We start from the raw sequence: 15,447 nt of genomic DNA on the forward strand, positions 1-15,447 counted from the left end.
ATTTTATCCAACCGCCTCAGCCTATCGCAAAGGAGGCCTGCCGGAGAAAGATTTATCAGCCGGCGAGAAGAAGGCATGCAGCCGCTATTGCGGCTGCCGAGAGGGCTGAATGATCGTTACACCCTGCTTCATGACAAACAAAGGCTGCATTACGACCGAAATATCGTCCAGCGGATTGCCGGCAAAGGCGACAAGATCGGCGGCCTTGCCTGGTTCGATGGTGCCCGTTTCGCCGGCAATTCCCAGCACTTCGGCGGACAGCACGGTTCCGGCCTGCAGCGCTTGAAGCGCTGTCATGCCCCAGTCGACAGCCAGAATGAACTCATTCGCCGCTTCCTTCAGAGGATGGGTCGGCGCGCCGACAAGGTCTGTGCCAAGGGCAAAGCGGACGCCGGCCTTCAGCCCGAGCTGGAAATCCCGCTTCATGATATCCCAATGGCGCTCGTAAACCGCCCGTTCCCAGTCTGGATAATGGAAGAGATCGTAAGCAAGGCGATGGAAATGCAGCTGCGAAATGGTCGAGACCACGATGGTACCGGTATTGACCAGCTTTTCGCGTGTCGCCTCGGATATGCCGTAGCCGTGCTCGACAATGTCGACATCGCATTCTAGCGCAAGGGCGACTGCGGCCTCGCCGATGGCATGGGCGCTGACCTTCAGGCGATTGCGATGGGCCTCATCGACAGCGGCCCGGACTTCGTCGGCGCTATACGTCGCGATCTGGGCCAGCGGATCGTCGCCCCAGGCATGATAGCGGTCGTGCACTCCGCCCTTCGACAGGCCAAGCTTGATAAAGTCGGCACCGTCGCGCACCCGTTCACGGACAGCCTGACGGACACCGTCGACGCCATCGGCCAGTTCGCCGCTGCGCCGAGCGGCTGCGAGCGGCACTTCCTTGGAATCCCAGGTGCCTGAGGTCGAGGAGATGAAGGCGCCGGCTACTTTCAACCGTGGTCCTGTCGCAAAGCCCTCGTCGATTGCGCGGCGCACTTCCGTGCCAATCGTGGATCCGAGGCAGCGCGCCGAGGTGAAGCCTGCTTCCAGCATCTGCCGCAATTCGAACAGCGCCCGCGGCGCGCGATAGGCTTCCCGCTCGGTCGCAAGTGTGTTCAGCCGCATGCTGTCGACGCCGAAGGTATGCATATGGCAGTCGATCATGCCAGGCATCATTGTTGCCGTACCGAGATCGATGACATGGCCACCAGCATCCGTTTCGGTTTCGATTGCGACGATCTTGCCGGCAGCGACGACGAGAGCTGCGTTCTCGATCGAATCGAGTTTTGCGCCGGCGAGAATTCGCCCGGCCTTGATCCGCAATACACTCACATCCATCTCCCCATTTGTCCAAATTTGGACATATAAAGCTATTTATTTGTACGGGTTTGACAGATGTATTTGCCTGTGTCAAACGAGGTCTAGGGAAGGAGGAGCTCTTCAATGACGCCACTACAGACACGTCTTCGCGCTGGTGTGATCGATGCGCTTACCCATGGCGGCCCGCAATCGAGGGCGGCACTTGCCCGCCTCTTCGGCGTCTCCCGCTCCACCATGTCTTCGCTTGTCTCGTCGCTTGTCGCCGATGAAATCATTCTCGAAAGCACTGAAGTCAGCGATGGCCAGAAGGTGGCCGGACGGCCCGGAACGCTGATCGAACTTGCCGGCCGCAAAGGCTATTTCATCGGCATCGACTTCGGCCGCATCTTCATCAAGGCTGCCATATCCGACGCCAACTACCGGATCATCGAGCAGATCTCCTGCGATTTCGACATCGAAGTTCCGGCCGACGCTGCGCTGGATCTCGCCGCTGCGGCCGTCGAGCAGATCATTGCTGCGGCCGGCGCCGACCGCGAGCAGATCAGGGGCGTTGGCATCGGCGTTCCCGGTCCCGTCGATGCGGCGACCGGCCAATTGCATGCCGGTTCGATCCTTGCCCGCTGGGTCGGCACCGATGTGCCCGGTGGCCTTGCCAGGCGGCTGAGGCTGCCTGTCTATATGGACAATGACGCCAATCTCGGCGCGCTAGCCGAAAGCACCTATGGTGCGGCCAAGGAGACGACGGTGGCGCTCTACGTGCTGCTCTCCGTTGGCGTCGGGCTTGGAGTTGTCATCAATGGCCGGGTGTTTCGCGGCGCAAGCGGCATCGCCGGCGAACTCGGTCACGTCGTCGTCGACGAGCACGGCGATGTCTGCCGCTGCGGCAGCCGCGGCTGCCTGGAAGCCAAGGTTTCGGTCAACGCCTTGTCGAAAGCGCTGAGCGCCTCGCATGGCGAGATTTCCTCCGACGAGATGTTGAAGATGGCCGTGGCCGGCGATGTCGGCGCCAACCGGATTCTTGCGGACGCCGGTGCCCTGGTCGGGCGCTCGGTCGGCGCATTGTGCAACTATTTCAATCCGGAAATTGTCATCGTCGGCGGCGAACTGATGCGGGCCGGCGATAACCTCCTGGTTCCGCTGCGGGAATCGATGCGGCGCTTTTCGATCGCCCGGGCCACGGAAAATGTGCGGGTCGTGCCCGCCTCCCTGGGCGAGCAGGCCGAACTGATCGGCACCTTGCTGTTTGCCGGCGAAAAATCCCGGGCCGCCCAGGCCAGCAAATTGAAGACGGGTGCAGGCCCGATCGCGTTAATTGGAGCGTAATGACAGACATGGCATCCACCAACGAAGCTGTTCCCGATAAGAAATCGCCCTGGGCCAATCTGCCCTGGTCGTCGCTGTCGACGTACGGGATTTTCATCATCTTCATTCTGCTCCTGATCGGCTTCAGCCTCACCGTGCCGCATTTCGCCACCTGGGCGAATTTGTCCAACGTCTTGCAGCGCAATTCGATTATCGGCATCGTTGCCTGCGGCATGCTGCTGATGATCATCACCGGCGGCTTCGATCTGTCCGTCGGCGCCGTCGGCGCCATGTCGTCGGTGGTGGCCGCTGCCGTCATCGTCAACTATTCGATGCCGCTCGGCATCATCGTCGCACTGCTGCTCGGGCTCGGCGTTGGCCTGGCCAATGGTTTCTTCATCTCGAAGATCGGCATCAATCCCTTCGTCACGACGCTCGCAACGCAGGTGCTGGTGACCGGCTTCCTGTTCGTCGGAACATCGGCGCAGCCGGTCTACGGCGTGCCTGAATCCTTCACCTTCCTCGGTCTTGGCCGCATCGGTCCGGTGCCAGTGCCGACGATCATCTTTGCCGCCGTCGTCATCGTCACCTGGGCGATGCTGCGCTTCACGACGCTCGGCCACTACATCTACATCGTCGGCGGCAACAAGGCGGCCGCCCGGCTGGCCGGCATCAATGTCGACCGCGTGCTTTTGACAACTTACGGCATCGGCGGCCTGTTTGCCGCCATCGCCGGCATCGTCCTGCTTGGCCAGACCAATATCGGCCAGCCGGCCAGCGCCGGCGACTGGCCGCTGACAGCGATCGCCGCCGTCGTGGTCGGTGGCGTGCCGCTCAGCGGCGGTGTCGGCCAGATCTGGAGCGCCGTGCTTGGAACCTTGCTGCTTGGCATCATCGCCAATGCACTCAATCTGCTGGGTGTCTCGCCATTCTGGCAGCCAGCAGTAACGGGGGCGGTCATTCTCGTCGCCGTCGGACTGGACAGCTATCAACGCAAACAGCGCGAACTGCGCTGAACCACAACGGAGGAGGAAACTTATGAAGAATCACAAACGCCGGTCGGTGCTGATTGCCGCCTCGACCCTTGCCCTGATGATGGGCACCACCCTCGGCCATGCCGCCGACGCCAAGCGGATCGGCTTCATGATCTGGAACACATCCGTTCCGTTCTATTCGAACCTGATCAAGACGGCGACCGAAACCGCCAAGAAGAACGGCATCGAGCTCGACATCCAGAGCGGCAATGGCGATCTGTCGACGCAGATTTCGGTCGTGCAGCAGTTCATGGCCCAGCAGGTCGACATGATCATGATCGCGCCGAGCGACCCGAAGGGCATCGTGCCGATCATCCGGCAGGCCAATGCCGCCAGCATTCCGGTCATGGCCGTCAACACCAAGGCTGACGTCAGCAGCGGCGCCAAGGTTCTGACCTATGTCGGCGTCGACGATTTTGCCTTCGGCCAGGCCCAGGGCGAGCTGGTCGCCAAGGCCGTCGGCGAGAATGGCAAGATCGCCTATATCGTCGGCAAGCTCGGCACCTCGGCCCAGCTCGACCGCGAAGCCGGCCTGATGGACGCACTGAAGAAGCATCCGGGCATCAAGATCATCGAGAAGCAGGCTGCCGACTGGGACAATTCTAAGGCGCTGGCGATCACCCAGGATTATCTCAGCAAGTATCCGCAGGGTTCTGTCGACGCGATTGTCGACCAGGGACCTGAAGGCGTCAATGGGGCGACCTTTGCTGCCTCCAGCGGTCGTACCGATGTAAAATTCATCATGGGCGATTACCCGGCCGACGTTCGCAATGCCATCGTTAAGGGTACCGTCTACGGCACCGTCGACCAGGATCCTGCACCTCAGGGCCAGGTCGCGATCGAGGATGCACTGTTGTTCTTCGCGGGCACGCCGGACAAGATCCCGACGCCCAACCATTATCTCGAACTGCCGACGATCACCAAAGACAATGTCGAGCAGTACAAAGCGGCTTGGGGTGGCTGATGTCAGACGGTGAGACGATGCTTCTGGAGATGCATGACATCCGGAAGAGCTTTTCCAGTGTCCAGGTCCTCCGTGGCGTCGACTTCTCACTGAAGGCAGGCGAAATCCATGCTCTTGTCGGCCATAACGGGGCCGGCAAGAGTACGCTGATGAAAATCCTCGGCGGCAATTATGCCGACTACGAGGGCGATATCCGCGTCGCCGGGGAGGCCGTTCGCTGGACGACCCCGGCCGATGCGCTGAAACGCGGCGTGGCGATCATATACCAGGATTTTTCGCTGATTCCGGACTTGAGCGTCGCAGAAAATATCGCGCTCGGCCGCGAGCCGCGCGGCAAGCTGGGCGGGACGATTGACTACGCTGCGCTGCGCAAGCGCTCCCGGCGGGAGGCCGACGGCCTCGGCATCAGCCTGCCGATGGATGTCGCCGTCCGTCGCCTCGGTGTCGGCGCCCAGCAATTGACCGAGATCGTCCGGGCCTGCTCGCAGGATCTGCGCATCCTTGTCATGGACGAGCCGACGGCGCGGCTTGCACCGGCCGAACGCGAACTGCTGTTCAAGACCATGCGGCGCATGGCCAACGAGCGGCAAGTCGGCATCATCTACATCAGTCATTTCCTCGACGAGGTCTGCAGCCTTGCCGATCGCATCACCGTCATGCGCGACGGCACCGTGGTCGAAACCAAGCCGGGCAATGCTTACACCGTGGAGAGCCTGGCCCAGCAGCTGGTCGGCAACGATCACGCCACCGGCGTCCGTGCCGCTGCCGTCGATTATGCCGCGCAGGAGGGCCGCGACGAGGCACTTTCCGTACAGAACGTCGGCGTTGTCGGCAGGCCCGAGGTCAGCTTTTCCATCGGGCAGGGTGAAATCGTCGGCCTGGCCGGCTTGGTCGGCTCCGGCCGAACCCGCCTGGCGCGCGCCATCATTGGCGATGTCCGCAGTTCCGGCGACGTCGCCGTGGGAAAACTGGTCATCAAAAGGCGCAATCCTGAGCGCTCGACCCGCGGCGGATTGGTGCTGGTGCCAGAAGACCGCAAGGTGTCCGGGCTTGCGCTGTCGTCGTCGATCGAGGCGAATGTCGTGGTCAGCGCCCTTGCCAAGCTGATGTCGACCGGTGGTATTGTCAACCCGGGCAGCCGGCCGCGGCTTGCCATGGAGATGATCAGACGCTTCGTCATCCGACCGCCGGACAGAAAGAAAATCGTCGGCAACCTCAGTGGCGGCAATGCTCAAAAAGTGCTGCTCGGACGCGCGGTTGCTTCGCAGCCGAAGGTGATGATCCTCGACCAGCCGACCGCCGGCGTCGATATCGGCGCCAAGTCTGAACTGCACAACCAGATCCGGCTGTCGGCCCAGCAGGGGGCTGGCATCATGGTCATTTCTGACGATCTCGACGAATTGCTCGATCTTAGCGACCGGGTCCTGGTGCTGACAGCCGGCGCAGTGACCGGAACCTATCGCAAGGGCGAACTGACGCGCGCCAGCCTGCTGGCGGCGATGAGCAAGTCCACCGCCGGCAATTGATCAGCCGGCGCGCCGGAAATTGCTAAGATGCGCGAGCATGGAGCGTCCCGCTTCCGTCTCGCGCATGTCGATGAGATCGGTGAATGTGAAAACGCAGGCACCGTCCACCGGCGTCGGGGCAAGGGCGTCGAGCGCTGAGGCAAATTCGTTTTCGGTGATCACCGGATTTCGCCCGCGCCCCGCATGCATGCCTTCGAGATAGAGCGCGCGAACCTGCAGCGTGCAGATCGCCTGCTTGCCGCTGCGGCTGGCAATATCGGTCGCAATGGCCGCAGGCCATGTCGGCGGTTTGGCGAGGATTTGGTGATAGGCCATCACCTCGAAAATATCGACGACCTCCGCCAGCATCGCAATGTTCTGTCCGAAGACTTCTTCGACGGCGTTGTCAAAATCGCTTCTGAACAACGGCAGCGTGTTGATCGAATATTGGAGGCCGCTCTGAACCGACGATAGTGAGTGCCGGATGTCAGCAATGGCCTTGACTGTCTTGGCACATTTCCACGTGGTCCAAGCCTGGCGATGCGCGCCTGTCAGCATTTTTGCGGCTGCGACGGGATCGCTGGAAGGGATCGACAAGCCGGTATCGCCATTGAACAGTTCGATCGTTTCGGCCGCGAAGCAGTATTCCGCCTTCTGTGTCCGGTCGTCGCCATCCAGCCACGTCTCCCAAAACCCCGGCCAGCGAATGAAGCCAAGATGGACCGCGTCCGGCTTGAGCTTGGAAACCGCCTCTTGCAGCAGACTAATCTTGTGCGTCAGGTTTTCATGCCTGACAGGCGGCAGGCCGATGTACCAGTCCTGCTGAATGGCGGCATCGCCGTGCTGGTCAATTGCGGCAAGCTGCGGGTTTGCCGTCGAAAAGGCCGGGTCGAAACAGATATTGAGGCAGGCAAAATAGGCAATGCCGCGCTGTCGCAGCAATTCACGGAAGGCGACGTCGTCAAGAGACTCATACGCATCTTTGTCGGCTGCTGTGACGCTGCTGGGTACTGCGGAGTTTGACATCGGCAGGAATTTACTCTGGGCGATGACATAGGTGACACCCCAATCGGCGAGCAGATTAGTCGCCTCCACGATCGTCAATTTATGGCGCAGATACCAGTCATTATCGTAAATCTTGACGCCGTATCGCAGATCCACTTCGTTCCCCCCGAATAAATGCGTTGCACCTTTTAGCGGTGGTGGATTGGTCTTGGCAAGAAAACTGCTTCGATTTTTGCGAGCGATTGGAAATTGGTCGCGCGGCTATCTAACATGACAGGGAACCAGCCGTCCTGAATCTCACGCCATCGAGCATTCGTGTTTCGGCAAAAACTCAGAAAACGATTGTTCAGCGATAATAACCGGGTCGACGGCTCGTATCTCTTCAAGCGCAAAACGTTCAAGCGGGCGGCGATAGGCGGAAATGATGTCCGCCTTGACGGCGTTGATGCCGAATATGCTGTAACGTGGCATGCCACCGCGTCGCGAGGCGTCTATCAACCAACATCCGCAGCTTTATTTAGCTTTCCCTGTGGCAACCGTTGCAAATTTGACTACACCGTTGTCAAAGATGACAAAATTTCTCATATTTTATTGATTGGCGCAGTTCGAGTTCATATAGCTGCGCTCGGCGAGAAAACCTTGCCCGGCGAACTTCATCGCTGCGTCTCACATCCGTGATCTCTCGGGATCATTTCTTGCATTTTACCGCTTGCCTTCAAGGATCTAACAATGACGTATCGGTTCAATCAGTTCCCTGTCAGCAAACAGCTTTTGAGCTCCACCATTTTGATTGGTGCCATGGCTGTCGCATTTCTGCCGGTCGAGGCTTTTGCCCAGGATGCCACTGATGGCGGAACGCAACTTGCACCGATCGTTGTCGATAGTTCCAAAAAAGCGAAGACAATTAGCGAGGACAACGACACGATCATTCCAACCCGTGCCGTCTCTGCCTTGAAGACCGACACGCCGCTCGTCGAGACGCCGCGCTCGGTTGCCGTGGTAACGCGTAAGGAGATGGAGGAGCGTGGTGCCACCGATCTGATCCAGGCGACACGCTACAGCTCCGGTATTGGAACCGGTGGCTTCGGATACGACCCGCGCTTCGATCAAATCAACATCCGCGGCATCGAGACGACCACGGACGGCGATTTCCGCGATGGCCTGCGCCAGCCGGTCATGACCTATGGCACGTTCACGACGGACGTCTACACGCTCGACCGCGTCGAAGTTCTGAAGGGACCGGTATCGGTGATGTATGGTGCGGCCGGCGCCGCCGGTATCGTCAACAAGATTTCCAAGCTGCCGCTGGAAGAGGCTCACCACGAAGTCGAGCTTCAATATGGGACGATCGGCCGCAAGCAGGCCGCGTTCGATTTCGGCGGTCCGGTTGGTCAGAGCGACGACATGTTCTACCGCGTGGTGGGGTTGGTCCGACAGGGGGAGACCAACTACGATATCGCCGACGACCGCTATCTGCTGCAGCCGTCCTTCACGTTGAAGCCCGATGAAAGCACCAAGCTGACCGTCTATGGTCTTGCGCAGAATACGGAAACCGACGCGAGCGCCTGGACCTTCAAGAACGACGACAAGATCTATCGCGTCAGTGATCCTAAATACGATTATCAGAAAGTTCGGCAGTACCAGCTGGGCTATCAGTTCGAACATGAATTCGACGATGGCCTGACCTTCCGGCAGAATGCAAGGGTGAGCGATCTGCATCTGAAGGCGCGGTATGCCGACCGCACGACGATGTTCAGTGACCCGACCGCAGCGTGGCCGACCGCGGCGGTTACTGACGACGTGCGCGCCTTCCAGATCGACAATCAGCTTCAAGCCAAGTTCGACACGGGTGCCATATCCCATACCGTGCTTGGTGGGCTCGACTACACAGCCGTCAATTCCGATTTCGCCGACGGTTATGGCTCTAGTTTGCCGGGCGATATCCGCAGCGCGCCGAGCCCGGAGCTCACCGGCTTCACCGGCAATGATCTGCGGCAGACCGGCCTGTATGCGCAGGAACAGGCAGCAATCGAAAACTGGCGCTTCGTTGGCGGCCTGCGTTACGACTGGCTGCATCAAGAGACCACCGACAAGGTTGCAGACACCGGCGCCGAGAAAAGCGATGGTGCTCTGTCGGGCCAGGTCGGCCTTCTTTACCACTTTGAAAATGGTATCGCTCCTTACGTCAGCTACGGTACCTCTTTCGTGCCCTCGACACAGCGCTCCGCTAACGGGGGCGTGCTCGATCCGACAAAGGGTCGCCAGATAGAAACAGGCATCAAGTACCAGCCAGACGGTGGAGATTTCTCCCTCAGCACGGCGGTCTACCGCCTCGTGGAGACGGGTAAACCGCAATATGCGGGTGCCTCCGGTCCGATTTACATCTACGAGAACTCCGGTGAAAACACCTTTACGGGCTTCGAGCTCGAAGGCCGCAAGAGCTTCGACAACGGCATCAGCTTTATCGCTGCCTATACCTACGCCCATGGCGAAATCACTAACAATCTCGACAGCGCCATCATCGGCAACACACCGACAACGACGCCGCGGCATGTCGCTTCGCTGTGGGTCAACTATGATGTGCCTGACGACATGGCGATGAGCGGCGTCAGCATCGGCGGCGGTGTCCGCGCCACGAGCACGTCCTACACAGACGATTACAACACCGCCAAGAATGCCGGCGCCGTCTATTTCGATGCGTCGATCTCCTACGACTTCGGGGTAAAATCGCCTGACCTGAAGGGGCTTTCGCTTGCTCTCAGCGCAACCAACCTCGCCAACCGCGAAGAACAGGTTTGCAACGATGGTTATTGCTATTTCGGCCAGGGCCGCACGGCCTTAGCCACGCTGAAATACAAGTGGTGATTGTCCGAATCCTGGCGCCGGGGACAGCGCGCCTTGCCGTCTTGTGGCCAGGCAGCACGACTTCTTACTCGGGAAGAGCGCATTGAGACTCTTCCCGTCTGATACGGTGTCACCTGGCTCAAAAAAGACAACGAGATGAATATGACTGAACCAGCCTGCGGGTTGCCCGGGACCCTTTATTTCGACCTGGCACCAACTGCCGGCAGCGAGCCCTATCGGATCTTCCTGTTTAGGCCGAAGGGTGAGCCGCCGGCGGAGGGATGGCCGCTTTTGGTTCTGACCGATGGCAATGCGACCTTTCCCTTCGCCTTTGCCAGCCTGGTGACGCAGGCGCCTTTTCCATCAGGCACGAATGTCGGCTGGGGCGTCGTCGCGGCAATCGGCTATCCGTCGGACGAGCCTTATGATGCATTCCGACGAGCGTGGGATCTGGGGCCGCCGCCGATCAAATCCTATCCGGCCTATTTTGAGGGCGGTCCAGCTGTCCGCATCGGCGGAACGGGGGAACTACTCGACTTCATCGAGACGCAACTCTTGCCGCATCTCGACGGAATGGTACGGCTTGACGCGACGCGGCGGTCGCTTTTCGGGCATTCTTTCGGTGGTCTTTTCACCCTCTACGCGCTTTTCGAACGCCCGGGCCTGTTTGCCAACTGGATTGCGGCGAGCCCTTCCATCCATTGGGAAGGCAGCGAAATTCTGAACAACGAGGCGCGCCGCCAGCGTCCGGCGGGCAACGCGGCCTTCCTGCATCTCTCGGCCGGCGAATATGAGGGCGATAGACTGGCCCCCTTCCAGTACCAGAACGACGACGCTGCATCGCGTCTGGAGAAGCGGAAAGTCGAACGGACCGTCGCGTTGGCACAGGAAATGGCCGATCGTCTGAACGGGTCCGAAGACGGCATTCAGACGCAATTCGAACTATTTATGGGCGAAACCCATATGTCTGTGCTCGGGCCGGCAGTCAATCGCGCCGTCAGCATCGCATTTCGGAGCGGCGGGCCGCGGGTGAGGGATAGCCGCGCTCCCGGCGCGCGCTCAGCAACTGAACAGGGGACGGCGTGATCTCAATGCAGCTTGGCCACGATATGTTGGAAATGACGAAGGCTTTCGAGGCGGAGAATATCGACCTTGCCATTGACGGAAATGCGATCCTGTCGAACGTCAGCCTCAGTTTTCCTGCAGGCGAAGTCGTGGCGCTTGTCGGCCATAACGGGTCGGGCAAGTCCAGTCTCCTCAAGATCCTGGCGCGGCAGCTGACGCCGACCGCCGGGTCGGTGGCTTACGGCGGTCGCGATCTCAGACATTTTCAAGGACGTGACTTTGCACGGTCGGTCGCCTATCTGCCGCAGGACCTGGGCACGGGGTCGGAGATGACGATCCGCGAACTTGTGGCTTGCGGACGCTACCCGTGGCACGGGGCACTCGGTCGTTTCTCCAGCCGTGACAGGGAAAAGGTCGAGGCAGCCATTGCCGCCACCCATATCGAGGCCTTTGCCGAGCGGCTCGTGGGCTCACTGTCCGGTGGCGAACGCCAGCGGGCCTGGATTGCCATGCTGATCGCCCAGGATGCCCAATGCCTGCTGCTCGATGAACCGACGGCCGCTCTGGATATCGCGCACCAGATCGAAATTCTGTCGCTCGTACGGCGGCTGGCGCATGAAGGCGGCAGAAGCATCATCGTCGTCCTGCATGACATCAACATGGCTGCCCGCTTCTGCGATCGAATCCACGCGCTGAAAGGCGGCCGGGTCGTGGCCAGTGGCACGCCGGAGCAAATACTCGTGCCTGACACGCTTCATGCCATCTACGGGATCAACATGGATGTGATTGCCGTTCCGACCCTGTCGCATCCGCTCGCCTATGCCTGCTGAGGCCCGGTCGAAAATGGACATTTCAAGACGCGCATTTCTGCATGGCGCTGCTGCCGCAGCCATACTTGCTTCGACGCCACTGCTGGCCGAGGTCGCGGGACAAAGGGTCGTCAGCCTCGATTACGGACTTGCCTCGACGCTGTTGTCGCTTGGATTGCCACCCGTCGGGATGTCGGATCGCGCCGACTGGGACAAATGGGTCGTCGAGCCCGCCATGCCGCTATCGGTCGTCGATATCGGCAGTTCCTACGAGGTGGACTTCGAGATCCTCATGCAGCTGAAGCCGGACGTCATCCTGACGACGCCCTACCTTGACGATCTGCTGCCGAGACTCCAGCCAATTGCCAAGGTGCTGCGAATGGAGATTTTCACGCCCGATTCCGGCCCGATCCTGCCGTCCGTGATCGCGGCGACGCGCAAGCTCGCTGCCGTACTCGGCCGTGAACGCGAGGGAGAGCTCTTTCTGGCGCGATCCGAAACATTCTTCGACGCATGCCGCCAGCGGTTGGCGGGACGAGCCATGCCGCCCGTCGTCCTGGTGACCTTCATGGATGCCCGCCATGCCCGCGTCTATTCGGCGCCGGGTCTGTTTCACAATACGCTCGAGCGCATCGGCCTGCGCAACGCCTGGACGCGGCAATCGAACTATTGGGGCTTCGAGACGATCGGCATCGAGGAGCTTGCCAGTGTCACCGATCCGCGGGCGCGGCTCATCGCCTTCGATCCCGTCCCCGCCGACGTCCTGCCGAAACTTGCCGACAGCCCCTTGTGGCAGGCGCTGCCGTTCTCCCGGCCCGGCCAGCTGTCAATCGTTCCGCCGGCGCTGATGTTCGGCATGGTCAACGAGGCGATGCGTTTTGCCGGCATCGTGACCGACCTTATGGACCAACAGCCATGAATGCATTTTTTCGCGACAACCGGGGACCGGCGCTGGTCCTCTTGCTGCTGCTCTGCAGCGGCTGCTTGGCGTCCTGGTTTCTGATAGCGCCGGCGCTGTCAAGCGCGGTGGGCCAAGGCTACGACATCCAGCGAATGGTGCTTTGCTATTCGACATTGCCCCGCCTGGCGACGGCCTTGCTTGCCGGTGCTGCGCTCGCATTGTCCGGCGCGCTTTTCCAGCAGGTGCTTCGAAACCCGCTGGCCGATCCGACAACGCTCGGCGTTTCGGCCGGCGCCAATCTCGCCCTAGTGGTGGTCTCGCTGTTCATGCCCGGCCTTCTCGGTGCGGGTCGCGACATTGTCGCCCTGCTGGGAAGTGCCGCGGCTGCCGCAATTGTCGTCGGCTTCGGCGCCAGACGCGGCTTCTCTCCCTATTCCCTGGTTCTGTCGGGTCTGGTGCTGAGCCTTTGGTGCGGGGGATTGGCGGCGATCCTGACCTATCTGAACCAGCGCTATCTGGCGAGCCTGTTCATCTGGGGCGCCGGGTCGCTTGCCCAGCAGAGCTGGGTCATTCCCATGGCGCTGTCTTGGAAAATAGCCGCTATTGCAGTGATCTGCGCCTTGCTGGTTCGGCCGCTTTCGCTCATCGATCTGGGGGAAAGCAGTTCCGCGGCCGTCGGGGTGAAGCTGGCCCGGCTTCGTGTCCTGGTCGTTGCCTGCGCGGTGATGCTTGCCGCCTTCATCACCAGCGCTGTTGGCGTCATCGGCTTCATCGGACTGGTTGCACCAACGCTTGCGCGGCTTGCCGGCGCGCGGCGGCCGGTCCAGCTGATCTTCTGGTCACCATTGATCGGTGCGGGCTTGCTCTTCCTCGCCGACGCCATTCTGCAACTGGCGTCGGGCGCGCTTGGCGATTTTATTCCGACCGGTGCGGCAACCGCCATCTTTGGCTCGCCCCTGCTGCTGGCGCTATTGCCGCGAATGAAGATACGCCACAGGATCCAAGAATTGGCATCATGGCATCGACCGCGCCGATGGAGTGCCGAGGTGCCCGTCGCCATTGCTATCGTCGCCGTCCTCATTCTTGTGAGTGTCAGCCTTTTTGTCGGTCGCGGGCCGGGGGGCTGGACTGTATTGTCCGGCGAATTCTTCGATGACATCCTTTCAATCCGCGCTCCGAAAATTTTCGCCGCGCTCGCATCCGGTGCCATGCTCGGCGTGGCGGGAGTGATCCTCCAGCGATTGACCGGCAACGAGATGGCAAGCCCGGAAGTTCTCGGCATCAGCGCTGGCGCGACCTTTGGCCTCGCTATCGCGCTGTTTGCCGTCTCTTCGGGGTTTTTCAGCCAGTTCTTGTTCGCTGGCGCCGGCGCAATCCTCGTGCTCGCCGCTATTCTGCTGACGTCGCGGCGCTCCAATTTTGCCCCGGAACGGGTTCTCCTTGCCGGTATTGCGCTCAGCGCCATGGTTGATGCCGTCGTCGGAGTGTTGAGCGCGACGGGCGACCCAAGGACAGCCCTGCTGATGCGCTGGATGAGCGGTTCAACCTATCTGGTGACCGGTGCGACAGCCACGGCGGAGGTGGCAATCGCTGCCACGCTGATTGCCGTCGCATTTGCCGCACGCCGCTGGCTGGACATCCTGCCGCTCGGACCGGTTTCGTCGGCTGCCATCGGCATACCGCTGGCAAAATCGAGATTGGCGCTGTTCGGGCTGGCTGGTCTGATGACCGCAGCAGCAACCCTGACTGTCGGGCCGCTGTCTTTCGTTGGCCTCATGGGGCCGCATCTTGCCAGGGAAGCCGGTCTGACCCGTGCAACGCCGCAGATGGTGGCCGCTGCCCTCATCGGTGGCGGACTGATCGTGGCGGCAGATTTTGTCGGCCGCACGGTCGCGGCGCCGTATCAGATCCCGGCAGGGCTCGTTTCGGCCCTTATCGGCGCTCCCTGCTTGATGTTCTTGTTGAGCAGACGACGTTAGGCGAGGGTTTGCGCCGTTGCGTGCGGGAAATCGGTATCACTGCTGGCGACTGCTCAGCGGATGAGCGGCGGCCATATTTCCAAGCTGCAGAAAAACTTAGCGATTTACAAGTGTGTCTTTGCAGGCGATGTGGTCGACGGTTCCAAACCGTCACGGCGCAATGACGCATTGCGCGGCAACATCCGGAAATAATTTCCGCGTTCAATTGGTGGGCCGTAGGTTCAGATCCTCTCAAGGCGCCCACCAGCTCAAATGGGCTTATCTATATCTATCCAGCTGTCATGCTCTTGGCCTCAACGGCAATGGCGATGGCCATGGCAAGTGCGATAAGGCTTGCAAAGACGGCCTAGGTTGTCGCCACTGAGGCGCCGTTGGTCTCGTAGCCGCCCGTGGGTGCGTCAGCAGACAGCCAATTTCCAGAGGATGCCACCTACTCGGATACTTTGACTGGATAGCTCCCACGAAAGCGACGAGCGGCCGGCTCCAATTCAGTTCGAATCTCTTCGAGCGCCGCGATGGCCTGCTCAGTGAAATCGCTTCGACGCAAACTGCACAAGCGGATCCGTCTTGACGCCCTGTCTGTTGTCTGGAGAACGGACACACCTCTCGAGTCTTGCGGATATTCTGGTCTGCCACCGAAGCTAGAACCATCCCGGATCAAAATATTTGCCGCACGAATTGATAGTTTCGGCATACCCAAGATAAGCGGTCTTAAGTGATCTCAA

At 60.5% G+C, this 15,447-nt stretch carries 12 protein-coding genes; 10 read left to right on the forward strand and 2 right to left on the reverse strand.

From position 1 onward, the window contains the following. Nucleotides 1-84: 84 nt before the first annotated feature. Nucleotides 85-1,326 (reverse strand): amidohydrolase family protein, encoded by a 1,242-nt coding sequence (locus J5289_RS19655; RefSeq protein ID WP_209185923.1) that lies wholly within the window; start codon nucleotides 1,324-1,326, stop codon nucleotides 85-87. A 111-nt stretch (nucleotides 1,327-1,437) separates the two neighbouring features. Here J5289_RS19655 and J5289_RS19660 point away from each other — a divergent pair, with 111 nt between their 5' ends. Genes J5289_RS19660 through J5289_RS19675 form a run of 4 tightly spaced genes read left to right on the forward strand, consistent with a single transcriptional unit; the run spans nucleotide 1,438 to nucleotide 6,140 of the window. Further along, nucleotides 1,438-2,637 carry an ROK family transcriptional regulator gene (locus J5289_RS19660; protein WP_209185924.1) on the forward strand — a complete coding sequence of 400 codons (1,200 nt, stop codon included), beginning with the start codon at nucleotides 1,438-1,440 and terminating at the stop codon, nucleotides 2,635-2,637. An 8-nt stretch (nucleotides 2,638-2,645) separates the two neighbouring features. After that, on the forward strand, nucleotides 2,646-3,632 hold the full coding sequence (locus J5289_RS19665; RefSeq protein WP_219258877.1) for an ABC transporter permease: 987 nt from the start codon (nucleotides 2,646-2,648) through the stop codon (nucleotides 3,630-3,632). Between the two features lie 22 nt (nucleotides 3,633-3,654). Then, nucleotides 3,655-4,614 carry a sugar ABC transporter substrate-binding protein gene (locus J5289_RS19670; RefSeq protein ID WP_209185926.1) on the forward strand — a complete coding sequence of 320 codons (960 nt, stop codon included), beginning with the start codon at nucleotides 3,655-3,657 and terminating at the stop codon, nucleotides 4,612-4,614. Then, complete coding sequence (locus J5289_RS19675) at nucleotides 4,614-6,140, forward strand: sugar ABC transporter ATP-binding protein (RefSeq protein ID WP_209208011.1); 1,527 nt, start codon at nucleotides 4,614-4,616, stop codon at nucleotides 6,138-6,140. The genes J5289_RS19670 and J5289_RS19675 overlap by 1 nt, the downstream gene beginning before the upstream one ends. On the opposite strand, the gene J5289_RS19680 is transcribed toward J5289_RS19675, so the two are convergent. Then, nucleotides 6,141-7,280 carry a hypothetical protein gene (locus tag J5289_RS19680; protein WP_209185928.1) on the reverse strand — a complete coding sequence of 380 codons (1,140 nt, stop codon included), beginning with the start codon at nucleotides 7,278-7,280 and terminating at the stop codon, nucleotides 6,141-6,143. Nucleotides 7,281-7,466: 186 nt separating this feature from the next. Here J5289_RS19680 and J5289_RS19685 point away from each other — a divergent pair, with 186 nt between their 5' ends. The 6 genes from J5289_RS19685 (at nucleotide 7,467) to fhuB (ending at nucleotide 14,722) form a co-directional block, all read left to right on the forward strand. After that, nucleotides 7,467-7,802, forward strand: coding sequence for a hypothetical protein (locus J5289_RS19685; RefSeq protein WP_209185929.1), 336 nt, complete (start codon nucleotides 7,467-7,469; stop codon nucleotides 7,800-7,802). 120 nt (nucleotides 7,803-7,922) lie between these two features. Next, complete coding sequence (locus J5289_RS19690; protein ID WP_247750850.1) at nucleotides 7,923-9,989, forward strand: TonB-dependent siderophore receptor; 2,067 nt, start codon at nucleotides 7,923-7,925, stop codon at nucleotides 9,987-9,989. A gap of 135 nt (nucleotides 9,990-10,124) precedes the next feature. Next, nucleotides 10,125-11,054 (forward strand): alpha/beta hydrolase, encoded by a 930-nt coding sequence (locus tag J5289_RS19695; protein WP_374108303.1) that lies wholly within the window; start codon nucleotides 10,125-10,127, stop codon nucleotides 11,052-11,054. 32 nt (nucleotides 11,055-11,086) lie between these two features. Next, entirely contained in the window at nucleotides 11,087-11,863 is a 777-nt protein-coding gene (locus J5289_RS19700; protein ID WP_247749392.1) for an ABC transporter ATP-binding protein, read from the forward strand. A gap of 13 nt (nucleotides 11,864-11,876) precedes the next feature. Next, nucleotides 11,877-12,761 carry an iron-siderophore ABC transporter substrate-binding protein gene (locus tag J5289_RS19705; protein WP_209208009.1) on the forward strand — a complete coding sequence of 295 codons (885 nt, stop codon included), beginning with the start codon at nucleotides 11,877-11,879 and terminating at the stop codon, nucleotides 12,759-12,761. Beyond that, the gene (gene fhuB, locus J5289_RS19710) at nucleotides 12,758-14,722 is read left to right on the forward strand and encodes a Fe(3+)-hydroxamate ABC transporter permease FhuB (protein WP_209185933.1); all 1,965 of its coding nucleotides are present in this window, start codon (nucleotides 12,758-12,760) and stop codon (nucleotides 14,720-14,722) included. The genes J5289_RS19705 and fhuB overlap by 4 nt, the downstream gene beginning before the upstream one ends. The last annotated feature ends 725 nt before the right edge of the window (nucleotides 14,723-15,447 follow it).

Source organism: Rhizobium sp. B230/85 (assembly GCF_019355735.1).
Taxonomy (GTDB): Bacteria; Pseudomonadota; Alphaproteobacteria; order Rhizobiales; family Rhizobiaceae; genus Rhizobium; species Rhizobium rhododendri.

Excerpts from the sequence above, each read along its gene's own strand:
- J5289_RS19660 (WP_209185924.1), top strand. The coding sequence starts at position 1,438 with ATGACGCCACTACAGACACGTCTTCGCGCTGGTGTGATCGATGCGCTT.
- J5289_RS19665 (WP_219258877.1), top strand. The coding sequence starts at position 2,646 with ATGGCATCCACCAACGAAGCTGTTCCCGATAAGAAATCGCCCTGGGCC.
- J5289_RS19670 (WP_209185926.1), top strand. The coding sequence starts at position 3,655 with ATGAAGAATCACAAACGCCGGTCGGTGCTGATTGCCGCCTCGACCCTT.
- J5289_RS19675 (WP_209208011.1), top strand. The coding sequence starts at position 4,614 with ATGTCAGACGGTGAGACGATGCTTCTGGAGATGCATGACATCCGGAAG.
- J5289_RS19690 (WP_247750850.1), top strand. The coding sequence starts at position 7,923 with ATGGCTGTCGCATTTCTGCCGGTCGAGGCTTTTGCCCAGGATGCCACT.
- J5289_RS19695 (WP_374108303.1), top strand. The coding sequence starts at position 10,125 with ATGAATATGACTGAACCAGCCTGCGGGTTGCCCGGGACCCTTTATTTC.
- J5289_RS19700 (WP_247749392.1), top strand. The coding sequence starts at position 11,087 with ATGACGAAGGCTTTCGAGGCGGAGAATATCGACCTTGCCATTGACGGA.
- J5289_RS19705 (WP_209208009.1), top strand. The coding sequence starts at position 11,877 with ATGGACATTTCAAGACGCGCATTTCTGCATGGCGCTGCTGCCGCAGCC.
- fhuB (WP_209185933.1), top strand. The coding sequence starts at position 12,758 with ATGAATGCATTTTTTCGCGACAACCGGGGACCGGCGCTGGTCCTCTTG.